Raw genomic sequence first — 23,315 nt, forward strand, 5'->3', positions numbered from 1 at the left:
CCCGATAAACAGGGGACCACGCGATTATGGCGTAAACCCTTGGAGCATTGCAGAAACCGCAACAGCAGGGTCCGCAGCCTCCGTGACAGCCCGCACCACGGCGGCGCAGCCGACGCCGGTCGCCAGTACTTGCGGCAGCACCTGCTGGTCGATTCCGCCAATCGCGACGAGCGGCACCACGCCATCGAGCAGGCGTACGTAGCGGGCGAGACGCCTCAGACCTTGCGGCGCGGTCGGCATCACTTTGGTGGTGGTCGGGAACACCGCGCCGAGCGCGATGTAACTCGGCCGGAAGTGCAGCGCGATCAGCATCTCGTAGTAGCCGTGCGTCGACAGGCCAAGGCGCACGCCCGCGGCGGCGAGACTGCCGAGGTCGGCAAGATGCAGGTCTTCCTGACCGAGATGGACGCCGTACGCGCCGGCTTCGAGCGCGGCCTGCCAGTGATCGTTGATGAACACCTGAGCGTCATGCTTGCGGCCCGCCGCGACGCAGCGCGCGATTTCCTGCGCCAGTTCGGCCGGCTCGGCAGTTTTGCGGCGCAGCTGGACCGTCTTCACACCGTAGCCGACCACCCGCTCGACCCACTCGGCGGTTGGCAGCACGGGATAGAGGCCGAGGCGATCCGGGCAGCGTGCGAACGGCTGCTCGGGTGCAGCGGGCAATCCGAGGACGCGCGGGAAGCGCGACAGGTCGCACGGCCATGCGTCGGCGGCGGTGGTTTCGTCGCCGTCGCGCCAGGCGAGCGCCAGCACCAGTGCGTCGTGCGGATCAAAACCGCAATCCAGAAACGCCGCCAGCGCGGGAATCCAGTCTTCGGCGAGATGGCCTTCCAGCGGATAACGCTCGCCACCCAGATGCAGCGTCGCCCGGCCCGCGGCGGCTTCGATCACACCCGCGCCCTGCACTTGCCAGCGCGCCACCTGCTCGCCGTGCTGCTGGGCGTCGGCGATGACGATCAGATCGCCGCCGTTAGCGTCGTCAGGCGCGGTAAGGCAAATCCGCCATGGCGCGTGAGTCGGCGGCCAATCGCCGAGCGTCGCGCGAATGCGCTCGGCGGCTTCGCTCAGTTCGTCGGCGGGCGGCCAGAAGACGTCGCGGCCGGCGAGCGGATTCGTTTGCATGTCCGTCTGCGAGTTCGTTTGCGGCGTGGTCTGACTCATGTCGAACTCCCATCCTGATGCCAGAACGGCATACCGACCACCGGCGTGCTCGCATGGGCCGTTTCGCGTTCAGCCATCGGCCCGGCAAGGTACGCCTGGCGGCCCGCCTCGACGCCCAGCGCGAACGCGCGGGCCATCGCTTCGGGATGGGTCGCCTGCGACACCGCCGTATTCAGCAGCACGCCGTCGAAGCCCCACTCCATCACCTGCGCGGCGTGCGACGGGACGCCGAGCCCCGCATCGACGATCAGCGGCACGTCCGGCAACCGGTCACGCAGCACCCGCAGACCGTATGGATTGATCACGCCCTTGCCGGTGCCGATCGGCGCGCCCCACGGCATCAACGCCTCGCAGCCGGCGTCGAGCAGACGCCGTCCGATCACCAGATCTTCCGTGCAGTACGGCAGCACCTTGAAACCGTCTTTGACGAGCCGCGCAGCCGCCTCGATCAGACCGACCGGATCGGGCTGCAACGTGTAGTCGTCGCCGATCAGTTCGAGCTTGATCCAGTCGGTTTCGAAGACTTCACGCGCCATGTGGGCGGTCGTGACCGCCTCGCCGACGCTCTGGCAGCCGGCCGTGTTGGGCAATAGCGGCACGCCGTGGCGCTTGAGCAGATCGAAGAAGCCGGCTTCGGCACCGCCTTCGTTCATCTGCCGGCGCAGCGCGACGGTGATCATGCCAGGCTTCGCCGCATCGATCGAGTCGGACAGCGACTGCAGCGACGGATAGCGTGACGTGCCGAGCAACACCCGGCTGGCGAAGGTTTCGCCGTACAGCGTGAGCGCGTCGGCGGGAATGGGAGAAGTCATCTGGAAATCCTTGTCTCTGGCGATACCCGGCGACCTGGCTGTTCGGCTACGTGGTCGCGGGTAATCACCGTTTTTAGCCGCCGGCGACCGGTTGCACGACGTCGAGCTTGTCACCCGCTTGCAGCGCGCGCGCGGCGTGCTGGGTACGGGCCACAAAGTCGCCGTTCAGCGCAACCGCGAACGGCGGACGCGCGCCGAAAGCGGCGAGCGCGTCGGCGACGGTCGCCCCCTCGGGCAGCGACAACGGCTTCTGATTGATATGAATGTCCATGGTGTTCAGATACGTTTCAATCGATAGCGTAGGCAGCCGGCGCGGCAGCCCATGTGGCAATGGTCGCAACGCTCATGCCGGCACCTGCGAGCGGTTCTGCGGATCGAGCCGGGCAAGCTGGAACAGCTCGCTCCAGCGCGCGTCGCGCCGCCAGTCGTCGAAAGCGTCGGCATCGCCGATGCGTCCGTCGAGCAGCGCAGCGGCAAAGCGAACGGCTTCGTCCGCGACTTCGGGCACGATCATATAGCCGTGCCGGTACAGGCCGTTCACGCGCAAGGTCTGCGCGCCATCCCAGACCAGTGCCGGACGGTGGTCCGGCAAGGTCGGGCGGCACTGCGAGTTCAATTCGAGGATGCGCGCCTCGCCGAAGCCGGGGTGGACCGAGAACGCGGCACTCAGCAATTCCAGCGCGGAACGCACGCTGACGGGCGACATGTCCTCGCCTTCCACTTCGGTTGCGCCGATCACGTAAAGATCGTCCTGCTTCGGCGCGATATACAGCGGATAGCGCGGATGCAGCAGACGCACCGGGCGCGTGAGCTTGATCCGAGGCGCGTGGACGCGAGCAACCTCGCCACGAATGCCGCGCAAAGTCGGCAAAACAGTCTTGGCACCGAGGCCGCGGCAATCGATCGTCACGCGGGCGGACGGTAACGCGCCATCGTCCACGGGCGTGTTCCAGTGCGTTTCGACGCGCCGCTCGGCGAGGCCTGCGGCGAGCGCGCTCAACACCTGGCGATTATCGAGTTGTCCCTCATGCGGCAGCAGCCAGCCTTGCGCGAAACGGCCGGCCAGCGCGGGCTCGGTCGCGCCGAGTTGCGCACCCGAGAGCGTGACGAAGCCGCCATCCAGCAGATCGGCGGGCGCGTTCGAGCGCACCCGGCGTTCGAACAGCGGCGCTTCGGTGCGATCGGCGTGATGCCAGACCACCAGCGTCCCATTGCGTTGAAAGAACACCGGTATGGGCAGTTCGGCCAGTACTTGCGGCCAGCTATCGAGCGAGGCGGCGCCGAGGCGCGTGATCAGCAATTCGGCGCTGGCCGCTTCGGCGAGCGGCGCGAGCATCGCGGCCGCCACCCACGCGGCGGCTTGCGAACCGGCGGCATCGCCGCGCTCGTAAAGCGCCACGCGGTGTCCCGCACCGGCGAGGCGCCACGCGACCAGCCGGCCGCACAGTCCGCCGCCGATGATGGCGAAATCCGGTTGCGAGCGATCGAGCGCGTTCATTGCCGTCCTGCCGGCGCGCGCAGAGCGGCCTTGAGCGTCACGGGGCAAACGAAGCAATAGACTGAAGAATAAGCGGTCATCGTATCCTTTCCGTACGGCAACAGGCGCACGTACCCAAGGACGAAACCGGCGGGCGAGGCCGGCCGGACAAAATGCGCATCCAGTGACGGACGCTGCCCGGCGGGGAATGGAAGAAAAGCCAACTTCCGGAAACTTCCCGCGCCGGTATTACCCGGATCGGGTGCAAAGGGTCTCTCTCAGCCTTGCTGCGGCGTGCGGCCCGCGCGCAAAGCACCCCTGTTTCGTCGAGAGTCATTAGACCATAAAAGGCGCGGCGGCCGCAAACCGGGGGCGATGGAGCGGCTGCGATCACGGGCGGGCAGACCGTCGGGCCTGGGCGATTCATGTAGTCTCGCTCGGAGCCTCTGGCACAATGCGGCGATGGAGTCTGCGCCGTTGTCGCGGGCTCTCGCGTCAAACGCGACAACCATACGCCGGTCGCGCGAGGCCGCGGTCCAGTGCCTCAGGTGATTAATTTTCGCTTAAGCCGCCGGCGGCAGAATCGGGCGGTCGTACGACGGGTTCGAGGCCCGGGCCGCTATTTGCAATTCCGCTGTGGCACCGATCCACTATAGGCAAGCCGGTCTAGGCTTGCTTGCAGCGGGTCGGTCCAAGATGAGCCAGTATTTCTTCAGGATGGTCATGACACCCAATACTTCCCCTGCCAGCCCGCTCGAGCCGGACGACAAGGTCTCCGCGTGGAGTCTGATCAAGCCCTACTGGGTCTCTGAGGAATGGAAGATCGCGTGGGGGCTGCTCGTCACGATCATTGCGATCAACCTTGCCAATGTCTGGTTGAGCGTCAAGTTCAACACCTGGAACGGTGAGTTCTACAATGCGCTGCAAGCCAAGAACGTCCACGACTTTCCGCACCTGATGATGGTGTTCACGGTCATCGTGTTCGCGATGATCATCCTGTTCGTGTACGGCCGCTATCTGCGGCAGATGCTAGGGTTCCGCTGGCGTCAGTGGCTTACCCACCGCTACCTGGAAGAGTGGCTCGGCGACGGCGCGTTCTACCGCATCGAGCGCGACCGGCTCGCCGACAACCCGGACCAGCGTATCAGCGATGACCTTCAGTCGTTCGCAACGAACACGCTGGCTCTGTCGCTCGATTTCCTGTCCACCGTCGTCACACTGATTTCGTTTGTCACTATTCTTTGGGGACTGGCAGGCGCGTTGAACGTGACGCTCGGCGGCGTTCCGATCGTCATTCCAGGCTACATGGTGTGGGTCGCGGCGCTCTACGCGCTCGGCGGTTCCTACCTGATCCACAAGCTCGGTCACCCGCTGGTTTCGATCACCTACCAGCAGCAAAAGGTCGAGGCGGATTTCCGCTTTGGGCTGATCCGCGTACGCGAAAACGCCGAACAGATCGCCTTCTACGATGGCGAGGCGACCGAAAGGGCCACTGCGGGCAATGTGTTCCAGCGCATTCGCGACAACTGGTGGCGCGTGATGAAATACACGAAACGCCTGAGCTTCGTGCTGAGCTTCTACGGCCAGGTTGCAATTATCTTCCCGCTCGTCGTCGCATCACCCCGTTACTTCGCCGGCGCATTCACGTTCGGCGTGCTGATGCAGATCCAGAACTCGTTCGGCACTGTCAGCGATTCATTTTCGTGGTTCATCAATAGTTACGGCAGCCTCGTCGATTGGCGTGCTACGGTAAATCGTCTGCGCGAATTCAAACGTGTTGTGCGTGCATCGCATCTGAAAGAGTCCGTCTCACCGGCTACCGCGCATGGTGGTATCAATCTCCACTACATTGACGAAGAAAAGCTCAGCACGGATGGCCTCTCGCTGGCGTTGCCGAACGGCACCCCGCTCTCACAGATCCGCAATATCACGATTAACCCCGGTTCGCGCTGGCTCGTGCGAGGTCCGTCGGGTTCCGGCAAGAGCACCTTGATGCGTGCGCTTGCCGGACTGTGGCCATTCGGCGACGGCTCGATCGATGCACCGGTCAATGCGCGCATGATGTTCATCCCGCAGCAGAGCTATATGCCGATCGGCACGTTGAAAGCGGCGCTCACCTATCCGTCCTCCGCCGAGACCTACACCGACGACGAATGCCGCGAAGCGCTGCGCACCTGCCACCTCGACGACTATGTGGGCCGCCTCGACGAATCGGGACACTGGGCCCGCATCATGTCGCCGGGCGAACAGCAGCGTCTCGCAGCAGCGCGCGTGCTGCTGCACAAGCCCGACTACCTGTTCCTCGACGAGGCAACCAGCGCGCTCGACGCGGCCAACGAAGCGCGGCTCTACCATCTCTTCACGGAGCGTCTGCCGAAGGCCGCCATCGTCAGCGTCGCGCACCGTGAATCGCTCGCGGCGTTCCACGAAGAAACGCTCGATGTCGAGCGAGCGGGCGAACCCGTCGCCGCTTAGGCAACGCGTCACTTGACCGGGTCGCGATTGACCGGGTCGCGATTGACCGCGTCGCGTTAGACCGGGTCGCGATTGAACACTTAACGCCCATCACCGATGCCGACTGCGGCATCGGCGCGCCCTGCAACATTCTGAAATACGCGAGAACAGTTCGAAAGCATTTGCGAAGCGCTCAGGTTGTTCCGTGCTTTGAAAGTGCCGTGCTGCGGCGAGGATAGTCGTGCGGGCCGGTCCCCCTCCGGTGCCGCACGCCACTCACCGTTATCGGACTTCCCGCTCATGTCATTCGATCGCCGTCTTCGTCACCTGACCCAACGATTCACGCGGATGAGCCGTTCGCCGCTCGCCCGTCCCGCCATCCCGGTCGGTGCGGCAGCCCTGTTGCTGTCGCTCGGCGCTCAGGCCGCGCAGTTGACCCAGGTCGCCGAGCCGGCCAACGTCTGTCCGGCGCTGACGCACATCGTCGCCGCCACCGACTTCCGGCAACTCCACGACCAACCCGCCGCACAACTGCCGGGTGTGGACAGCGCCGGCGACTGCCACGCCAGCGGCCACAGCTACGATTGCCACTGGCGCGCGCACTGGCAAGCCGACGGCGTGGTCACGGACCCGCTCGAAGAACTCGGCGCGGACATCGCCGCGTGCTTTCCCAACGTCGTGCACGACCTCAACACACCGACTCGCCAGCATTTCGTCGTGACAGCCGGCCTGCGCCGCATCGACGTGACGGCTAGCGTGCAGGGGTCCAACGAGTTGCGCCTGCGGGTCGCACGCTAAGCGTGCCGCCCCCGCGTTTCAACCCGACACGTCAAGGTATCGCATCGTGAACGGCTCGCGCCCACCGCTATTTCCGCTTCCTCGCCGGACCGCCAGACTGTCATGGTCCACTGGGCGGCGGTCATGCGTATGGGCGGCGACCGCCGCCGTGTTATGCGTCGGGCTGAACGGCTGCGCCTGGACGCTGATCACAGCGGCCGACGCCACCGGTTCCGTGATTCAGGCAGGCTATGCCATCGCTTCGAACTACTCGTCGCCGACCTTCGTCAACGGTCACCCCGCGGCCATCAGCACAGTCTGCATCGAAGTGAACCAGCTGGTGTCCGTTGGCGATTTCGTCCCGGCCTTGCAACTCGCGCTGAACCGGCGCGGCATCCGCTCGGCCGTCTACAACCCGGGCACCGCCCCGGCGAGCTGCGAGGCGCGGCTCGTCTATAACGCCTCGGTCGATTACGGCAAGCGCTCGTTTAACGACAATCCGGTGCAGTATCTTTCTGTGATCGATCTGACGCTGCTGCAGCAAGGCCAGATTCTGGTCACCGCGCGCTACCAGACCGGCGAACTCGGCATGGACCGCTTCTCGAACGCATCCGTCAAGCTCAACGGCATGATCGAAAAGATGGTGGTCGATCGCACCGAGTTGCGTCCGCGGACCATTCAGACGTCGCAAGTCAACTGAGTTCCCTCGCGCCCTGCAGAACGCACGCTGCATCTGCAAAACCCGCAAGACGCTCGCCGCGCCCGCAAAATCACGCAGACGATTGCTTCCAATTACCCGGGAAAGGTTTTGAAAGCATTGCGCGCTATCAGCCCTCCGGCGTATCTCTTAAGATTGCCGAATGAACCAATCCATTCTGGTCGTTGACGACGACCCCGTCGTGCGCGACATCGTGCGCGAATATCTGCAAGGGCGCGGCTTCTCGGTAACCGTGCTCGAGCATGGCATCGCCTTGCAACGCGCGCTCGAGAACGAGCGGCCCGCGCTGGTCGTGCTCGACATCATGATGCCGGAGATGGACGGTATTAGCGCGCTACGCGCGTTGCGCCTGGCCGGCGACGATATTCCTGTGATCCTGCTGACCGCGCGCGCCGACGTGATCGACCGGGTGATCGGACTCGAGCTCGGCGCGGACGATTATCTCGGCAAGCCGTTCGAGCCGAGCGAGCTGGTCGCGCGTATCCGTACCGTGTTACGCCGCCGCGGCACGATCGCGCCCGGCGCACCGGAAAACCGCGCGCCGTATCGCTTTGGCCGTTTCGAGGTGAATTTTCCGGCGCGCGAGTTACGCCGCGACGGCGAGCGCATTCCGCTGCGCTCGAGCGAATTTGCGATGCTCAAGGTGTTCGTCACCCATGCGATGACGGTGCTCACCCGTGCGCAATTGCTGGAAAAGCTGCATGGCAACACCGAGGCGCATCGTAACCGCAGCCTCGATGTCTCGATCTGGCGGCTGCGACGTCTGATCGAAGTCGATCCGTCCGAGCCGCGCTATGTGCAGACGGTGTGGGGTCGCGGCTACGTGTTCGTGCCGGATGGAGAAATCGGCGCGGCGGAGCGGGCCGCGCAGCCGTTCGTCGACGCGTAACACTGCGACAGGCAAGTCCCAAAGAAGCGCTGCATGGACTCACGCTTGCGGCTCTCCTGGACCGTTTGGCGCAAATCGCCAAACGGTCTCACGAAATTACTCAGAACGTCAGCACGCTCAGGAACATCCGCTGCAGCCAGCCCACGGTCGTCGAATCGCTCACAATGCCCTGGCCTGCCTGTTCGATCTTCGCATTCGCCACCTTGCCTGACGACACATAATTGCCGGCTTCGATGTCCTTCGGATTGACGATACCGGACAGCCTCAGGCGGTCGTGATTGCCGTTCATCGCAATCAGTTTCTCACCGGACACCATCAGATTGCCGGTCGGCATCGTTGCGATCACCGTCACAGCCAGCGTACCGGTCATCCCATTGGTGTCGGTCATGGCGCCTGCTCCCTTGAAGTCCGTCGACGCCGAGCCGATATTGAACAGGCGCGCGAGCCGTGCAGCCGCGCTGGTCGATTGATCGGCGGCAGTCGCAGTAATGTCGCTGGTTCGGCTTGCCGTTGTATTGGCGCTGCTGTTGCCGTTATAAGACTCGGACAGACGAATCGTCAGCACATCGCCCACGTGCTGCGCACGCGGCGTTTCGTAGAGCAAGAGCGACGAGCCAGCCTGATAAATCGCGCCTTGCGTGTTGATGTTAAGCGGCGCACTGACGAGCGGCGGTAACATCGGCGTGTCGACGATCGAATCCTGGTGGCTCGCACAGGCGGCCATACCCAGCGCTGCGGTCAGCGCGGCGATGAGGCGTAGGGTGGTCATAGAGGTTCCTCCACCGGAGAAAAATGAATCAACTCGGTCTCGACACGCATGCCGCGCCTCAACCCGCTTCGGGACTGCTCGCCTGCCATTGGCGTACGAGCGACTTCACCCACGCATCGGGATCTTTCAGCAGATAGGTGAGCGTGCCGTTGTGCGTGGACGGCAAAAAGCACAAGGTGATCGAGCTCACGGCGTTTTCCCATAGGTACACAGGAACCGCACCGCCGGCTGCCGACGTGTTCTTCGTGACGAGCTGCGGCGCTCCGTAGCGGCTCGCCAGCGCCTCACGCAGATCGCTGGCCGTGACCTCGTCGACGACGAACGAAATCTCGTACAGACGCAGCGCTGTCTGGCCGTTGACACGCGCGAACCGCAGCACATGATCCTGAGCCAGCGCGCCATCCACCACGGCCTGCGAGACCTGCCAGTGGTCGGCCGTCCGGTGCGCCCAGCGACACGCCACCGTGAGGCTCTCGCTCGTCTTCAGACTCATGCCGAGCGCTTCGGCCAGCATGTCTGTCTCGCAAACGGGCACGCTGCCGACGGGTGTCGCGCGCACGGTCGAACCCGCGCGGAATTCGTCGAGCGTGATGCCAAGCGGAATGCCGCGAAACGCGAACGGCGCATCCATGGACCGCTTGCGCTCGTCCCCGCCGCTGTGCCTCGACGCGGAGGCTGAAGTTGACGCTGTCGCTACCGCTGCCGTCGACGAAGCCACACCGCGCGCCGCGGGATCCGCATGCGCAGCAGGTGCCGCCTGGCCCAGCAGCATCGAAACCGCCAACGGCGCCAGCGTACCGAGCCATTGACGGGTAGACAGTCGGGCGCTCATGGCTCAGTCAATCGCCGCTGCGCATGCGTTGAACGGCTCGGCCGCGGCATGCCCCACCGCCGGCAGGATATCCAGCGTTGCGGCCGTCAGGCGGCACGGCAGCGCAGCGACACCACAACCGTCGAGCGGCAGCAGCATCGCACCCAGCGCCAGCCAGCTTGCGGCACGCACACACCGCTTGAAAACAGTGAGAGTCGGCACGGTGAGCCTCGTCAGGTCAGGCTGTCGTGTTGACGTTGTTGCCGATCAGGCCGCCCGGCAGAGCCGGCGACGTAGGTTCGGCCGGCAGCCCTTCGGGTTTGGCTGCGCCCTCCGAGGTCGGCGTCGGCCGCTCGCGCTGCACGGGCGGAAAGGTGGTGGGGCGGAGATTGTTCTGGACGGTCATGATGTACCTCGCGTATCACTTGGGTGCGGATTCGGTTACCGCACATCGGGGACACTGAGGGGAGAACTGACCTTCAGGCCAACGAAGCACGGCGGCGATGGACTACAGACCGAATCATCACGCTGCGAAGGAACTCACGATGCACGAAGGAACGCGCGCTTTTCCACGGTTCTTACGAGGGGTTCCGAATGCGCGCCAATTCTTTCCACTCAGGAAATACGGTAAGCAAAACCGGCTTGATGCGTCCCTCGATCCGCCATTAATATTGCCGGTGCCAGCGCTGTATTTCGACCGTCTTGCCTTGCTGGACAAGGCTTTCCAAGAGGGCCGGAAGGACTTCTCTAGCGCCGCGCGCCGGCAGGTAAGTGTTGGTAAGAAAACAGTGATCCGTTTGCCACACGCGTCGGTCTAAAATTTCGAAATGAATCCACAGGTCCTTATCGTCGACGACGACCCGGTCGTACGCGATCTGCTTTGCCGCTTTCTGCAATCGAACGGGTTCGACGCTTCCGTGCTCCACGACGGCACGCATTTGCAACGCCGCCTCGAAAGAGAGCGGCCATCGGTCGTTGTGCTCGACATCATGATGCCGAACACCGACGGTCTGCGCGCGCTCACTGCGTTGCGCGCAGCCGGCGACGACATTCCGGTGATCTTCGTCACAGCGCGCGGCACCGTGGCGGACCGCATCGTGGGTCTGTCGCTCGGTGCGGACGACTATCTGACGAAGCCGTTCGATCCGCGTGAACTGCTGGCCCGCATCCAGACGGTGTTGCGCCGGCGCGGACCTTCGACCACCAGCGCGCCCGAAGCCCGCAAGCCGTATCACTTCGGGCCGTTCGAACTCGACTTCGCGACCCGTACCCTGTCGCGCGAGGGCACACGGCTCGCGCTGCGCGACAGTGAATTCGCGCTGCTGAAGATCTTCGTCAACAATCCGTACAAGGTGCTCTCGCGCGTGCTGATCCACGATCTGGTCCATCGCGACAACCTCGCGTTTCGCGATCGCAGCCTCGACGTGCCGATCTGGCGCTTGCGCCGCGTGATCGAAGACGACCCGTCGAGCCCGTGCTATGTCCAGACGGTGCGCGGCAAGGGTTATGTGTTCGTGCCGGATGCGGACGGAACCCCCTTCTCGATCGAGGGTGCGGCGGCTTCATGAAAAACCCGTTGAACACGCTATTCGGCAGAATGGCGTTGCTCTCGACGGCGGTATTGTTGGCAATTCAGGCCAGCTGGTTCGTACTGATCGTAATGCAGCCGCCTCACCACGAGGTGGACGGATTCGCACGCGGCATTCTCTTGATGCTGCAGGCGGCCAACGGCGAGCCCGTGCAGGGCGCCGATCTCGCACCGGCGATGCGCGTGCATCTGGTGCCGACGTGGAACATGCCTTCCACGATCCATTTGCAGCCGCCGACCGCGCGGCAGTTCGTCGAACTCAGCCAGCATTTGCGAGCCCGCTTGCCGGTCGGCACGCAGATCGAGGTCGACGATGCGACGCCACAGCGTCTGTGGATTCGCTATCCTGGCAAGTCGATGTGGGTGGTCGTGCCAGTCGACATTCCGGCGCGCCCGCGCTTTATCGTCGAAACGGTGTCGATGCTGGTTGCCGCGCTGATCCTGTCGCTGCTCGCCGTGTGGCAGATGCAGCGGCCACTATCGCGGGTCGCGCTCGCCGCGCGTGCGTTCGGTGCAGGCGGGCGCCCCGAGCCGGTGAATGTGCAGGGGCCACGCGAACTGCGCGACCTGATCGGTTCATTCAACGACATGATGCGGCGCCTCAACGAGGCCGGCGACGATCAGGCGGTGATGCTGGCCGGTGTCGCGCACGACCTGAAGGCGCCGCTAACGCGGCTCAAGCTGCGGGCGAGCGTGCTCGTCGCGGAAAGCGAACGGGCTGGGTTGATCCGCGATGTCGACTCGCTGACCAATATCGTCCAGCAGTTTCTCGAATTCGCCGGCCAGTCTGCGGATGCCGGTCAGCCCGTCGAAGTCGAAGCCTTCCTGCGCGAGCAGTTTTCGAGCGTGGATATCGCGGAGACCGCCAGCGCCGCCGAGATGAGCGGCGTCACAGGCCACGGGGACCATGCGAGCCACGGAGATCCAACGGAAGACGCCGACGCCTATCCCGCCGAAGCCCCGCTGTTCAATCTCGACTTGCGCGCCGGCCCGCAGTTCACGCTGCCGCGCACCCTGCTCGACCGGCTCGTGACGAACCTCGTCGACAACGCACTCGAACACGGCGCGCCCCCTGTCGATATTTCGACGGCACGCGATAACGGGCACTGGGTGGTGAGTGTGCGCGATCACGGGGAGGGGATTCCCGACGATCGGATCGCCGCTGCAATGAAGCCGTTTGTGCGGCTCGATGCCGCGCGCGGAGGCGAAGGACACTGTGGCCTGGGGCTGGCGATCGTCGCGCGGCTCGCACACGATCGCGGTGGACGCTGCGACGTCTATAACCATCCGCAGGGCGGTTTGTGCGTGCGGATCGCGTTGCCGATTAGCCAAGGCGAAGTCTGAGGCCAATGTCACCGCTGTCATTAGTACGGTCGGGGCGATAAAAGCTGCATCTGCGGCGGCCGTACGTACTTACACGAACTTACCAGGTGGTCCCGACGGTAAGCCGCGCACGTATAGTCAGCGCGGGCTTCCTCGATAGCCCCCTGTTCGGTCCGCCCAGCTGTTGCCCGGGCGGGCCGCTTTTTTTGTGCCTTCGGTTTAGATGACCAGCCGGTCGTGCAACGTCTCGATGGTCGTCTGAGACAGTCCGAGTCCGACGGTCAGATAGCTCGACATCGTGCCGTAGCTCGCCTGCACCTGATTGAAGCCCGCCTGTAAAAAGCTCTCCTGCACGCTGAACAGTGGCGCGTCGAGCGCGGCCGTCGCCGCGCCGCTTTGCGCCTGAACCGCAGCGATTTGCGCGTTGATCGAGACGGCCGAGTAAGTATTCGTCAGAAGATAATCCTGCACGATCACGTCGAGCGGCACATTCGCAATGCTCAGCAGAAGCGCTGCAACCCAACCGGCGCGGTCCTTACCCGCTGTGGAATGGAACAGTTGTGCGCCCGGATTATTCGCCAGTTGCGTGAGCAGTGCGCCATACGCGGCCCGCTGAGCCGTGCCGGTGACATACGCACGCTCTGCGCTCTGCATCACGGCGATGGCGCCCCCCGACAGGTCTGCCGGTGGGACGACCGCATCGGCCTCGCCCGTCACATTGATGTTCTGATAAGCCGCGCCGGCAGGCATCACGTCCTGAGCCCGGGCAACCTCGCCGGGCGTGCGCAGATCGTAGACGTTCGCAATCCTGAGCGTGTCGATCACGGCCTTGTCCGCCGTGCTCAGGGTCAACGTGTTCGAGCGGTAAAACACACCAAGGCGCACCTGGCGACCGTCCACCGTTTGATAGCCGCCGGCTGCACCGCCGACATCGCGAAAGTTGTCCGCCGACGCCAGCCGCGGCGCATCCGCCGCATCCGACGACAGACCGCCGCCACCGCACGCCGACAGCAATGCGCTTCCGAATCCTGACATCAGCAGCACGCTCGCCGAGCCTTTCAGGAAGCCACGGCGCGTCGCGAACTCACCATCCGGTACACATTGGGGCGGACGAGGCTTGCTCGGGCCGGTCGCACGTAAGCGAACTTTCGCAGTGAAATCCATTGAGTGTATTGGTAAGGGGCGCTTTCGCCGTTGGACGGATGGACGGCGTAAAACCAACAGCGCCGGGGCGCAGTGTACCGGGGGGAAATACCCGGTGGGTTACAAAGTAGGAACCAGTAAGGATCTGAAATTCACTCCTGACCAGTTGAAACAACGTCAGCCCAGATGCCTGCGCCCGCCGTGCGGGTTTTTTGTCCGGACTGGTCCGCTCGCCTTTGTGCACCGTAAAATACGGGCGCACCAGCGTGCAACCGCGAACCGCAGGCAACAGAATCAGGGGCTCAGGAGACGGGATGGCGTCATTTCAGTGGTTCACGGAGTTGACGACGCGCGAGCGCCGCACGCTCTACGCAGGCTTCGGCGGTTATGCCGTCGATGCGTTTGACTTCATGATCTACTCGTTCCTGATCCCGACGCTGATCGTCACCTGGGGTATGACCAAGAGCGAAGCGGGGATGATCGCGACCAGCTCGCTCATCTCCTCGGCGATCGGCGGCTGGCTCGCCGGCATTCTCTCCGATCGCTACGGACGCGTACGTGTGCTGCAATGGACCATCGCCACATTCGCGCTCTTCACCTGCCTGTCGGGTTTCACCCATTCGTTCTGGCAACTGCTGACCACGCGCACGCTGCAGGGCATCGGCTTCGGCGGGGAATGGTCGGTGGTTACCGTCATGATGGCCGAGACGATCCGCTCGCCGCAGCATCGTGCGAAGGCGGTCGGCACCGTGCAGAGCAGCTGGTCGTTCGGCTGGGCCGCAGCGGCAATCGTCTACTGGGTATCGTTCGCCGTGTTACCCGAGCAAACGGCCTGGCGCGCCTGCTTCTGGGTTGGCATCCTGCCGGCGCTGTGGATCGTCTATGTACGCCGTAACGTGAGCGACCCGGAGATCTTTCTCGCTACCCGTCGTGCCCGCGACACCGGTGTCGACACGTCTCACTTCCTGCAGATCTTTTACTTTCCGCATCTGAAGACCACGTTGCTCGGCAGCGCGCTATGCAGCGGCATGCTGGGCGGCTACTACGCGATCACCACCTGGCTGCCGACCTATCTGAAGACCGTGCGGCATCTGTCCGTGTTCAATACCAGCGGCTATCTGATCGTGCTGATCGTCGGCTCGTTCACCGGGTATATCGTCGGGGCGATCCTGTGCGACAGGATCGGCCGGCGCGCGTCGTTCATCCTGTTTGCGATCGGCTCGTTCGTGCTCGGCATGGTCTACACCATGTTGCCCATCACCAATAGCACGATGCTGCTGCTCGGCTTTCCGCTCGGCGTGGTGGTGCAAGGGATTTTTGCCGGCGTGGGCGCGTATCTGTCCGAGCTGTATCCGAATGAGATTCGTGGCTCGGGTCAGGGCTTTTGCTACAACCTCGGACGCGGTGTAGGCTCGTTCTTTCCGATTCTCGTCGGCATGCTTTCGCAATCGATGACGCTCGTCAATGCGATGGGCCTTGTTGCCGGCTCAGGCTATCTGCTCGTGATTGCAGCGGCCCTGTGTCTGCCTGAGACGAAGGGTAAGGCGCTCGCCGCTGCAGCCGCAGATCCGGGCGCGGCATCCTGATGCGCATTCCACAAACATGAAAACGATTGTTCTTGGCGGAGGCGTGATCGGCGTCGCCACTGCTTTTTATCTCGCAGGCCGTGGGTGCAAGGTCACGGTGATCGAGCGCGAACCCGATGTGGCGCTCGAGACAAGTTTCGGCAATGCCGGCGTGATTGCGCCGGGTTATGTGACGCCGTGGGCGGCGCCGGGGATGCCGGCGAAGATGCTCAAATACCTGTTCAAGCCGACCTCGCCGCTGATCTTCAGGCCGACGTTCGACCCTGCGCAATGGCGTTGGATTGCGCGCTGGTTGCGTGAGTGCGACCTCGAGCGGTTTCGCGTGAACAAGCAGCGCATGCAGAGGATTGCTTATTACAGCCGCTCCTGTCTGCAGGAGTTTCGTGGGCGCTATCCGTTTGATTACGGGCGCAGTCAGGGGTATCTGCAGCTATTTCGCAGCGAGTATGACGTCGAGTTGGCGCAGCCCGCGCTGGCGGTGCTACGTGATGCTGGGATCGCGTATCGGGAGATTAGTGCGGCGCAGTACGTCGAGATCGAGCCAGGATTGCGGTGGGCGCGCGAGACGCCGTTGTCCGGGCTTTATCTGCCGGATGACGAGGCTGGCGATTGTGCCCGGTTTACGCGGGAGTTGCGGTCGATCTGCGAGAACCATGGCGTACGGTTCCGGCTCGATACTCGGGTGACTGGACTTGATGTTCAGGGTGGTGCGGTGCGGGGGGTGCGGGTCGATAGTGAAATTGGTGAAGAAGTGCTTCGGGCGGACGCCGTTGTGGTGGCGTTAGGCGCGGATAGTGTGCAGTTGCTTGCGCCACTGGGCGTCAAGGTGACGCTTTATCCTGTGAAAGGGTATTCGGCTACGTTGCCCGTTATCGACGATGAGAAGGCGCCGCGGGGCGCTTTGATGGACGAAGCTTTTAAAACTGCTATCACGCGGTTTGGCAGGAATTTGCGGGTAGCGGGGACGGCTGAGCTTGGGGATCGGCGGTCGACTCTTAGGGAGCAGGCGTTGCAGACCTTGCTCAAGGTTCTCGACGACTGGTTTCCTCACGCAAGCAAACCCAGCTCCGCGCATTTCTGGGTGGGGAGGAGACCCATGATGCCGGATGGGGCGCCTCTTCTTGGCCCCTCCGGGATTGATGGGCTCTGGATCAATCTCGGCCACGGGTCCACCGGCTGGGCTATGGCGATGGGATCCGGGAAGGTTGTTGCGGATCTGGTTACGCTGCGTGAGCCGGAGATTGACGTTGAAGGGCTCACTTTGGGCAGGTATCGGAGATAGCTCCCATCCCCCAATTGAAAAGCCGGGTCGTCCTTGCGGGCGCCCGGCTTTGGGCACAGCTTGTCGTCTCCACCTCTTCCTGCAAATCGTTGCCGGCTCCACGTCTGGTCGCGCGGAACCGGTGAAGATTTAGCGCGGCAGCTCCGAATGCCCCATCAGGAATGCGTCCACCGAACGCGCGCATTGACGGCCTTCGCGGATCGCCCACACCACCAGCGATTGACCACGCCGCATATCGCCGGCCGTGAACACCTTGTCCACCGACGTGTAATACGCCTTGTCACCTTCCGTCGACGACCGCACGTTGCCGCGCGCATCCTTGTCGACGCCGAATGCTTCCAGCACCGGCGAGACCGGCTGCGTAAAGCCCATCGCCAGCAGCACCAGGTCGGCCTTCATTTCGAATTCGGAACCCGGCACTTCCTGCATCTTGCCGTCCTTCCATTCGACTCGCACGGCAATCAGCTTTTCAACCTTGCCGTTCTTGCCTTCGAAACGCTTGGTCGCCACTGCCCAATCGCGCTCGCAACCTTCCTCGTGCGAGGACGATGTGCGCAGCTTGATCGGCCAGTACGGCCACACGAGCGGCTTGTTCTCTTCTTCCGGCGGCTGCGGCAGCAGTTCGAACTGCGTGACATCCTTCGCGCCGTGACGGTTCGAGGTGCCGACGCAGTCGGACCCTGTATCGCCGCCACCGATCACCACCACGTGCTTGCCCTTGGCGACCAGTTGGCTCGTGAGCTTGTCGCCCGCATTGACCTTGTTCTGCTGCGGCAGAAACTCCATGGCGTAATGGATGCCTTCCAGTTCGCGGCCCGGCACCGGCAGATCGCGCGGCGTTTCCGAACCACCCGACAGCACTACCGCGTCGAACTGCTCTTTCAGCTCGGCCGGCGTGATCGTTTCCTTCGCCGTATTGTTGATATGCGAAGCCAAAGGATCCTTGCCGATGAACACGTTGGCGCGGAACGTCACCCCTTCGGCCTCCATCTGACGCATGCGGCGGTCGATCAACCACTTTTCCAGCTTGAAATCGGGAATGCCGTAACGCAGCAGGCCACCGATGCGGTCGTTCTTTTCGAACACCGTCACATCGTGCCCCGCGCGCGCGAGTTGCTGCGCGACGGCGAGACCGGCGGGGCCAGAGCCAACCACGGCGACCTTCTTGCCTGTCTTGTGCTTTGACGGCAACGGCGCGACCCAGCCTTCGGCCCACGCCTTGTCGATGATCGCGTGTTCGATCGACTTGATGCCGACCGGATCGTCATTGATGCCGAGCGTGCACGCCGCTTCGCACGGCGCCGGGCAGATGCGGCCCGTGAACTCCGGGAAGTTGTTGGTAGAGTGCAGCACGTCGATCGCGTTCTTCCAGTCCTGATGAAACACCAGGTCGTTGAAGTCCGGGATGATGTTGTTCACTGGGCAGCCGTTATTGCAGAACGGAATGCCGCAGTCCATGCAACGTGCGCCTTGAATTTTTGCTTCGTCGTCGGACAGCGCCGCGACGAATTCCTTGTAGTGCTTCACACGCGTGAGCGGAGCTTCGTACGTCTCATGGCGACGTTCGAACTCGAGAAAACCGGTTGCCTTGCCCATGTGGTTCTCTTATCTATCTGTACAGGTGGGGGAATCGGCACCCGCCGCACACGAGGGCGGCGGGCACAACTATTGGGTATCTACCGTCTTGGGCTGCAAATTACGCGGCGAGGACTTCCTTGTTCGCTTTCTTCGCAGCCATCTCGCCCAGTGCGCGCTTGTATTCCGTCGGGAACACCTTCACGAACTGACGGCGTGACGCGTCCCAGTTTTCGAGCAATGCCTTCGCACGCGGCGAGCCGGTGAACTGGAAGTGACGCTCGATAAGCCCCTTGAGCAGCACTTCGTCGGTTTCGTTCGCGTGCCACAGGCCCTTGTCGACCGTGCGTTCCTGTTCGGCCTGTTGCAGCACCGGATCGAGCGCGACCATCGACTTGTTGCACTTGCCGGCAAACGTGCTGTCCGGGTCATACACATAAGCGAGGCCGCCCGACATGCCGGCCGCGAAGTTACGGCCGGTTTCGCCGAGCACGACCACCGTGCCACCGGTCATGTATTCGCAACCATGGTCGCCCGTGCCTTCGACAACCGCCGTCGCACCCGAGTTACGCACGCAGAAACGCTCGCCTGCCACACCGCGGAAGAACGCTTCGCCTTCGATCGCACCGTACATCACCGTGTTGCCGCAGATGATGTTTTCTTCCGACTTGCCGCGGAAATCGTTAGTCGGACGAATGATGATGCGTCCGCCCGACAGGCCCTTGCCGACGTAGTCGTTACCGTCGCCGACCAGATCGAGCGTGATGCCCCTGGCGAGGAACGCGCCGAAGCTCTGGCCAGCCGTGCCCTTGAGCTGAATGTGAATCGAGTCGTCGGGCAAACCGTCATGGCCATACTTCCTGGCGACCATGCCTGACAACATCGCACCGACGGTGCGATTCACGTTGCGCACCGGCTGGATGAACGAGACATGCTCGCCCTTCTCGATCGCTGCCTTCGCCTTCTCGATCAGCGTGTGATCGAGCGCCTTGTCGAGACCGTGGTCCTGCACGTCGACGTGCTTGCGCGCAACTTCCGCCGGGACTGACGGCTGATAAAACACGCGCGAGAAGTCCAGACCCTTCGCCTTCCAGTGCTCGATGCCCTTCTTCGTGTCGAGCAGTTCGGCATGGCCGATCAGGTCGTCGAACTTGCGGATGCCCAGTTGCGCCATGATTTCGCGCGCTTCTTCCGCAACGAAGAAGAAGAAGTTGACGACGTGTTCCGGCTGGCCCTTGAACTTCGCGCGCAGCACTGGATCCTGCGTCGCAACGCCAACCGGGCAGGTATTCAGGTGGCACTTGCGCATCATGATGCAGCCCTGGACTACGAGCGGCGCCGTCGCAAAGCCGAATTCATCCGCGCCGAGCAGTGCGCCGATCACGACGTCGCGGCCGGTCTTCATCTGACCGTCGGCCTGCACACGGATACGGCCACGCAACTGATTCAGCACCAGGGTCTGCTGCGTTTCAGCGAGACCGAGTTCCCACGGCGTGCCGGCGTGCTTGAGCGACGACAGGGGCGAGGCGCCCGTGCCGCCATCATGACCCGCGATCACGACGTGATCGGCCTTCGCCTTTGCCACACCTGCAGCAACCGTACCGACACCCGATTCGGACACAAGCTTCACCGAGATGCTGGCTGCCGAGTTCGCGTTCTTCAGATCGTGGATCAGCTGCGCCAGATCTTCGATCGAGTAAATGTCATGGTGCGGCGGCGGGGAGATCAGGCCAACGCCCGGCACCGAGTAACGCAGCTTGCCGATGTAGTCGGACACCTTGTGACCCGGCAGCTGGCCGCCTTCGCCCGGCTTCGCGCCCTGCGCCATCTTGATCTGGATCTGGTCGGCCGACGACAGATACTCCGCCGTCACGCCGAAACGGCCCGACGCCACCTGTTTGATCTTCGAGCGCAGCGAATCGCCGTCCTTCAACGGAATGTCGACGATGACTTCTTCGCCGATCACCGACTTCATCGTGTCGCCGTTCTTGATCGGAATGCCGCGCAGTTCGTTGCGATAGCGGTTCGCATCCTCGCCGCCCTCACCGGTGTTCGACTTGCCGCCGATGCGGTTCATCGCCACCGCCAACGTAGCGTGGGCTTCGGTCGAGATCGAGCCCAACGACATCGCACCCGTTGCGAAGCGCTTGACGATTTCCTTAGCCGGTTCGACTTCGTCGAGCGGAATCGCCTTGCTCGGATCGAACTTGAACTCGAACAGGCCGCGGAACGTCATGTGACGACGGGTCTGATCGTTGATCAGGTGCGCGTATTCCTTGTACGTCTGATATGAGTTGCTGCGCGCCGAGTGTTGCAGCTTGGCGATCGCATCCGGCGTCCACATATGTTCTTCGCCGCGCACGCGGTAGGCGTACTCGCCGCCTGCGTCGAGCATCGTGGCCAGCACGGGGTTGTCGCCGAATGCTTCGCGATGCAGACGAATGGCTTCTTCCGCTACGTCAAACAGGCCAATGCCGCCCACCTTTGACGAGGTGCCCTTGAAGTACTTCGACACTAGGTCTTCGGCAAGGCCGACCGCTTCGAAGATCTGCGCACCGGTGTACGACATGTACGTCGAAATGCCCATCTTCGACATGACCTTCTGCAGGCCCTTGCCGACTGCCTTGGTGAAGTTGTAGACCGCCTTGTCCGCCGACAGGTCGCCCTTCAGGCCGGCCGCCATCTGCGCGAGCGTTTCCATCGCGAGGTACGGGTGCACGGCTTCCGCGCCGTAGCCCGCGAGCAACGCGAAGTGATGCGTCTCACGCGCCGAGCCGGTTTCGACAACCAGCCCCGCGCTCGTGCGCAGACCGTGCTGCACGAGATGCGTGTGGATCGCGGCGGTGGCGAGCAACGCCGGGATCGCGACGTTGTCGCGATCGGTCTTGCGGTCCGACACGATCAGCATGTTGTAGCCGGACTTCACCGCATCGACGGCTTCCGCGCACAGCGACGCCAGGCGCGCTTCGATGCCTTCCTTGCCCCAGGACACCGGATAGCAGATGTTCAGCTCATACGAACTGAACTTGCCGCCCGTGTATTGATCGATCGCGCGGATCTTGGCGATGTCACGGAAGTCGAGCACCGGCTGCGACACTTCGAGACGCATCGGCGGGTTGATGTTGTTCGTATCCAACAGGTTCGGCTTCGGACCGACGAACGACACCAGCGACATCACCATGTTTTCACGGATCGGGTCGATCGGCGGGTTCGTGACTTGCGCGAACAGCTGCTTGAAGTAGTGATAGAGCGTCTTGTTCTTGTTGGACATGACCGCCAGCGGCGAGTCGTTGCCCATCGAACCGACGGCCTCTTCGCCGGCTTGCGCCATCGGCGCCATCAGGAACTTGAGGTCTTCCTGGGTGTAGCCGAAGGCCTGCTGACGATCCAGCAAGGCTGCGGGCTCGCGACGCTCCGTCACGACGTCTTCCGCGCTCGGCTCGATTTCGTCGAGCTTGATGCGCACCGCGTCGATCCAGCTCTTGTACGGCTTCGCGTTGGCGAGGTTGTCCTTGAGTTCCTTGTCGTCGATGATGCGGCCGTGTTCCATGTCGATCAGGAACATCTTGCCCGGCTGCAGACGCCACTTCTTGACGATCTTCGATTCGGGAATCGGCAGCGTGCCCGCTTCCGACGCCATGATGACGAGGTCGTCGTCCGTCACGATGTAGCGCGCCGGACGCAGGCCGTTACGGTCGAGCGTGGCGCCAATCTGACGGCCGTCGGTGAACGCGATCGCGGCGGGGCCGTCCCACGGCTCCATCATGGCGGCGTGGTATTCGTAGAACGCGCGGCGGTTGTCGTCCATCAGCGTGTGCTGTTCCCAGGCTTCCGGGATCATCATCATCATCGCGTGGACGAGCGGATAGCCGGCCATCACCAGCAGTTCGAGGCAGTTGTCGAACGAAGCGGTGTCCGATTGGCCCGGGTAGATCAGCGGCCACAGCTTCGGCAGGTCGTCACCAAGCACGTGCGAGGCGATTGCGCCCGTACGCGCATTCAGCCAGTTGACGTTGCCCTTCACCGTGTTGATTTCGCCGTTGTGGGCAATCATCCGGTACGGGTGAGCCAGTTCCCACGCCGGGAACGTGTTCGTGGAGAAGCGTTGGTGCACCAGCGCCAGCGCCGACACGGTGCGGTCGTCCTGCAGGTCGCGGTAGTACACGCCGACCTGGCCGGCCAGCAGCAGGCCCTTGTAGACCACCGTGCGCGCCGACATGGACGGCACGAAGTACTCCTTGCCGTGCTTGAGCTTGAGCGCCTGGATGCGGTGGCTCGCGGTCTTGCGGATGACGTACAGCTTCCGTTCGAGCGCGTCGGTCACCATGATGTCCTTGCCGCGGCCGATAAAGATCTGACGGATCAGCGGCTCGCTCGCCTTGACGGTGGGCGAAATCGGCATGGAATGGTCGACCGGCACATCACGCCAGCCCAGCACCACCTGGCCCTCGGCCTTTACCGTGCGCTCGAGCTCCTGTTCGCAGGCGAGACGCGAGGCGTGTTCCTTGGGCAGGAATATCATGCCGACGCCGTATTCGCCGTTCGGCGGCAACGTCACGCCCTGCTTGGCCATTTCCTCGCGATAGAAGCCGTCCGGGATCTGGATGAGGATACCGGCGCCGTCGCCCATCAGCGGATCTGCGCCGACGGCGCCCCGGTGATCGAGGTTCTCGAGAATCTTCAGACCCTGCTCGATGATCTCGTGGCTTTTCTTGCCTTTGATGTGCGCGACGAAGCCGACACCACAGGCGTCGTGCTCGTTTTGCGGGTCATAGAGACCTTGCGCGGCGGGAACCGAAGAGACCGGTTGCTGGTGATCGTTCATGGGGACACCGTCTGAAAGGGGGCCGGGGAAGGCCGTTGAACCGTTTTTTTATTGCCCACAGTCGCGCTGCAACTGCGCAGGCAGCTTCGACGCGGCGCGCATCGAAACAGCCGGAATTCGGAATA

Annotated in this window: 20 protein-coding genes and 1 riboswitch; of the genes, 9 read left to right on the top strand and 11 right to left on the bottom strand. The window is 63.3% G+C overall.

The window, feature by feature from the left end:
• Positions 1 to 24: 24 nt before the first annotated feature.
• From thiE to BUS06_RS01380, 4 genes are all read right to left on the bottom strand, one after another.
• Positions 25 to 1,161: a thiamine phosphate synthase gene (gene thiE, locus BUS06_RS01365; RefSeq protein ID WP_438803518.1), complete on the bottom strand. Its 1,137-nt coding sequence runs from the start codon at positions 1,159 to 1,161 to the stop codon at positions 25 to 27.
• Positions 1,158 to 1,973 (bottom strand): thiazole synthase, encoded by an 816-nt coding sequence (locus BUS06_RS01370; protein WP_074262655.1) that lies wholly within the window; start codon positions 1,971 to 1,973, stop codon positions 1,158 to 1,160. The genes thiE and BUS06_RS01370 overlap by 4 nt, the downstream gene beginning before the upstream one ends.
• Before the next feature lie 73 nt (positions 1,974 to 2,046).
• The gene (gene thiS, locus BUS06_RS01375) at positions 2,047 to 2,244 is read right to left on the bottom strand and encodes a sulfur carrier protein ThiS (protein WP_074265857.1); all 198 of its coding nucleotides are present in this window, start codon (positions 2,242 to 2,244) and stop codon (positions 2,047 to 2,049) included.
• 72 nt (positions 2,245 to 2,316) lie between these two features.
• On the bottom strand, positions 2,317 to 3,471 hold the full coding sequence (locus tag BUS06_RS01380; protein ID WP_074262656.1) for an FAD-dependent oxidoreductase: 1,155 nt from the start codon (positions 3,469 to 3,471) through the stop codon (positions 2,317 to 2,319).
• Positions 3,472 to 3,668: 197 nt separating this feature from the next.
• Positions 3,669 to 3,780, bottom strand: a riboswitch (TPP riboswitch).
• A gap of 393 nt (positions 3,781 to 4,173) precedes the next feature.
• On the opposite strand from BUS06_RS01380, the gene BUS06_RS01385 reads away from it, so the two are divergent.
• The 4 genes from BUS06_RS01385 to BUS06_RS01400 all read left to right on the top strand — a co-directional run bounded on the left by BUS06_RS01385 (position 4,174) and on the right by BUS06_RS01400 (position 8,288).
• Positions 4,174 to 5,925 carry an ABC transporter ATP-binding protein/permease gene (locus BUS06_RS01385; RefSeq protein ID WP_074262657.1) on the top strand — a complete coding sequence of 584 codons (1,752 nt, stop codon included), beginning with the start codon at positions 4,174 to 4,176 and terminating at the stop codon, positions 5,923 to 5,925.
• A gap of 279 nt (positions 5,926 to 6,204) precedes the next feature.
• Positions 6,205 to 6,702: a hypothetical protein gene (locus tag BUS06_RS01390; protein WP_074262658.1), complete on the top strand. Its 498-nt coding sequence runs from the start codon at positions 6,205 to 6,207 to the stop codon at positions 6,700 to 6,702.
• 148 nt (positions 6,703 to 6,850) lie between these two features.
• Positions 6,851 to 7,381, top strand: coding sequence for a hypothetical protein (locus BUS06_RS01395; protein ID WP_143787436.1), 531 nt, complete (start codon positions 6,851 to 6,853; stop codon positions 7,379 to 7,381).
• Between the two features lie 160 nt (positions 7,382 to 7,541).
• On the top strand, positions 7,542 to 8,288 hold the full coding sequence (locus tag BUS06_RS01400; protein WP_074262659.1) for a response regulator: 747 nt from the start codon (positions 7,542 to 7,544) through the stop codon (positions 8,286 to 8,288).
• Positions 8,289 to 8,388: 100 nt separating this feature from the next.
• Here BUS06_RS01400 and BUS06_RS01405 read toward each other — a convergent pair whose 3' ends face one another.
• Genes BUS06_RS01405 through BUS06_RS37710 form a run of 4 tightly spaced genes read right to left on the bottom strand, consistent with a single transcriptional unit; the run spans position 8,389 to position 10,274 of the window.
• Positions 8,389 to 9,057, bottom strand: a complete 669-nt coding sequence (locus tag BUS06_RS01405; RefSeq protein WP_074262660.1) for a flagellar basal body L-ring protein FlgH — start codon at positions 9,055 to 9,057, stop codon at positions 8,389 to 8,391.
• Between the two features lie 58 nt (positions 9,058 to 9,115).
• Entirely contained in the window at positions 9,116 to 9,889 is a 774-nt protein-coding gene (locus BUS06_RS01410; RefSeq protein ID WP_074262661.1) for a hypothetical protein, read from the bottom strand.
• Between the two features lie 3 nt (positions 9,890 to 9,892).
• Positions 9,893 to 10,090 (bottom strand): DUF6726 family protein, encoded by a 198-nt coding sequence (locus BUS06_RS01415; RefSeq protein ID WP_074262662.1) that lies wholly within the window; start codon positions 10,088 to 10,090, stop codon positions 9,893 to 9,895.
• A gap of 16 nt (positions 10,091 to 10,106) precedes the next feature.
• Positions 10,107 to 10,274, bottom strand: coding sequence for a hypothetical protein (locus BUS06_RS37710; protein WP_167379359.1), 168 nt, complete (start codon positions 10,272 to 10,274; stop codon positions 10,107 to 10,109).
• A gap of 139 nt (positions 10,275 to 10,413) precedes the next feature.
• Here BUS06_RS37710 and BUS06_RS01420 point away from each other — a divergent pair, with 139 nt between their 5' ends.
• Genes BUS06_RS01420 through BUS06_RS01430 form a run of 3 tightly spaced genes read left to right on the top strand, consistent with a single transcriptional unit; the run spans position 10,414 to position 12,800 of the window.
• On the top strand, positions 10,414 to 10,686 hold the full coding sequence (locus BUS06_RS01420) for a hypothetical protein (protein WP_074262663.1): 273 nt from the start codon (positions 10,414 to 10,416) through the stop codon (positions 10,684 to 10,686).
• A gap of 9 nt (positions 10,687 to 10,695) precedes the next feature.
• Positions 10,696 to 11,436, top strand: a complete 741-nt coding sequence (locus BUS06_RS01425) for a response regulator (RefSeq protein ID WP_074262664.1) — start codon at positions 10,696 to 10,698, stop codon at positions 11,434 to 11,436.
• On the top strand, positions 11,433 to 12,800 hold the full coding sequence (locus BUS06_RS01430; RefSeq protein ID WP_074262665.1) for an ATP-binding protein: 1,368 nt from the start codon (positions 11,433 to 11,435) through the stop codon (positions 12,798 to 12,800). Before BUS06_RS01425 ends, BUS06_RS01430 begins: the two co-directional genes overlap by 4 nt.
• A 198-nt stretch (positions 12,801 to 12,998) precedes the next feature.
• Here BUS06_RS01430 and BUS06_RS01435 read toward each other — a convergent pair whose 3' ends face one another.
• Positions 12,999 to 13,943 (bottom strand): tyrosine-protein phosphatase, encoded by a 945-nt coding sequence (locus tag BUS06_RS01435; protein WP_074262666.1) that lies wholly within the window; start codon positions 13,941 to 13,943, stop codon positions 12,999 to 13,001.
• Positions 13,944 to 14,236: 293 nt separating this feature from the next.
• Here BUS06_RS01435 and BUS06_RS01440 point away from each other — a divergent pair, with 293 nt between their 5' ends.
• Together BUS06_RS01440 and BUS06_RS01445 are read left to right on the top strand one after the other, a co-directional pair.
• Positions 14,237 to 15,508 (top strand): MFS transporter, encoded by a 1,272-nt coding sequence (locus tag BUS06_RS01440; RefSeq protein ID WP_074262667.1) that lies wholly within the window; start codon positions 14,237 to 14,239, stop codon positions 15,506 to 15,508.
• Between the two features lie 16 nt (positions 15,509 to 15,524).
• Positions 15,525 to 16,790 (top strand): D-amino acid dehydrogenase, encoded by a 1,266-nt coding sequence (locus tag BUS06_RS01445; RefSeq protein ID WP_074262668.1) that lies wholly within the window; start codon positions 15,525 to 15,527, stop codon positions 16,788 to 16,790.
• 129 nt (positions 16,791 to 16,919) lie between these two features.
• Here the strand turns inward: BUS06_RS01445 and BUS06_RS01450 are convergent, their stop codons facing one another.
• Both BUS06_RS01450 and BUS06_RS01455 read right to left on the bottom strand, forming a co-directional pair.
• Positions 16,920 to 18,386: a glutamate synthase subunit beta gene (locus tag BUS06_RS01450; protein ID WP_074262669.1), complete on the bottom strand. Its 1,467-nt coding sequence runs from the start codon at positions 18,384 to 18,386 to the stop codon at positions 16,920 to 16,922.
• Positions 18,387 to 18,486: 100 nt separating this feature from the next.
• Entirely contained in the window at positions 18,487 to 23,190 is a 4,704-nt protein-coding gene (locus BUS06_RS01455; RefSeq protein ID WP_074262670.1) for a glutamate synthase-related protein, read from the bottom strand.
• Positions 23,191 to 23,315 lie beyond the last annotated feature (125 nt).

The sequence above is a fragment of the Paraburkholderia phenazinium genome (assembly GCF_900141745.1).
Taxonomy (GTDB): domain Bacteria; phylum Pseudomonadota; class Gammaproteobacteria; order Burkholderiales; family Burkholderiaceae; genus Paraburkholderia; species Paraburkholderia phenazinium_B.

Excerpts from the sequence above, each read along its gene's own strand:
- thiE (WP_438803518.1), bottom strand. The coding sequence starts at position 1,161 with ATGAGTCAGACCACGCCGCAAACGAACTCGCAGACGGACATGCAAACG.
- BUS06_RS01370 (WP_074262655.1), bottom strand. The coding sequence starts at position 1,973 with ATGACTTCTCCCATTCCCGCCGACGCGCTCACGCTGTACGGCGAAACC.
- thiS (WP_074265857.1), bottom strand. The coding sequence starts at position 2,244 with ATGGACATTCATATCAATCAGAAGCCGTTGTCGCTGCCCGAGGGGGCG.
- BUS06_RS01380 (WP_074262656.1), bottom strand. The coding sequence starts at position 3,471 with ATGAACGCGCTCGATCGCTCGCAACCGGATTTCGCCATCATCGGCGGC.
- BUS06_RS01385 (WP_074262657.1), top strand. The coding sequence starts at position 4,174 with ATGACACCCAATACTTCCCCTGCCAGCCCGCTCGAGCCGGACGACAAG.
- BUS06_RS01390 (WP_074262658.1), top strand. The coding sequence starts at position 6,205 with ATGTCATTCGATCGCCGTCTTCGTCACCTGACCCAACGATTCACGCGG.
- BUS06_RS01400 (WP_074262659.1), top strand. The coding sequence starts at position 7,542 with ATGAACCAATCCATTCTGGTCGTTGACGACGACCCCGTCGTGCGCGAC.
- BUS06_RS01405 (WP_074262660.1), bottom strand. The coding sequence starts at position 9,057 with ATGACCACCCTACGCCTCATCGCCGCGCTGACCGCAGCGCTGGGTATG.
- BUS06_RS01410 (WP_074262661.1), bottom strand. The coding sequence starts at position 9,889 with ATGAGCGCCCGACTGTCTACCCGTCAATGGCTCGGTACGCTGGCGCCG.
- BUS06_RS37710 (WP_167379359.1), bottom strand. The coding sequence starts at position 10,274 with ATGACCGTCCAGAACAATCTCCGCCCCACCACCTTTCCGCCCGTGCAG.
- BUS06_RS01420 (WP_074262663.1), top strand. The coding sequence starts at position 10,414 with ATGCACGAAGGAACGCGCGCTTTTCCACGGTTCTTACGAGGGGTTCCG.
- BUS06_RS01425 (WP_074262664.1), top strand. The coding sequence starts at position 10,696 with ATGAATCCACAGGTCCTTATCGTCGACGACGACCCGGTCGTACGCGAT.
- BUS06_RS01430 (WP_074262665.1), top strand. The coding sequence starts at position 11,433 with ATGAAAAACCCGTTGAACACGCTATTCGGCAGAATGGCGTTGCTCTCG.
- BUS06_RS01435 (WP_074262666.1), bottom strand. The coding sequence starts at position 13,943 with ATGGATTTCACTGCGAAAGTTCGCTTACGTGCGACCGGCCCGAGCAAG.
- BUS06_RS01440 (WP_074262667.1), top strand. The coding sequence starts at position 14,237 with ATGGCGTCATTTCAGTGGTTCACGGAGTTGACGACGCGCGAGCGCCGC.
- BUS06_RS01445 (WP_074262668.1), top strand. The coding sequence starts at position 15,525 with ATGAAAACGATTGTTCTTGGCGGAGGCGTGATCGGCGTCGCCACTGCT.
- BUS06_RS01450 (WP_074262669.1), bottom strand. The coding sequence starts at position 18,386 with ATGGGCAAGGCAACCGGTTTTCTCGAGTTCGAACGTCGCCATGAGACG.
- BUS06_RS01455 (WP_074262670.1), bottom strand. The coding sequence starts at position 23,190 with ATGAACGATCACCAGCAACCGGTCTCTTCGGTTCCCGCCGCGCAAGGT.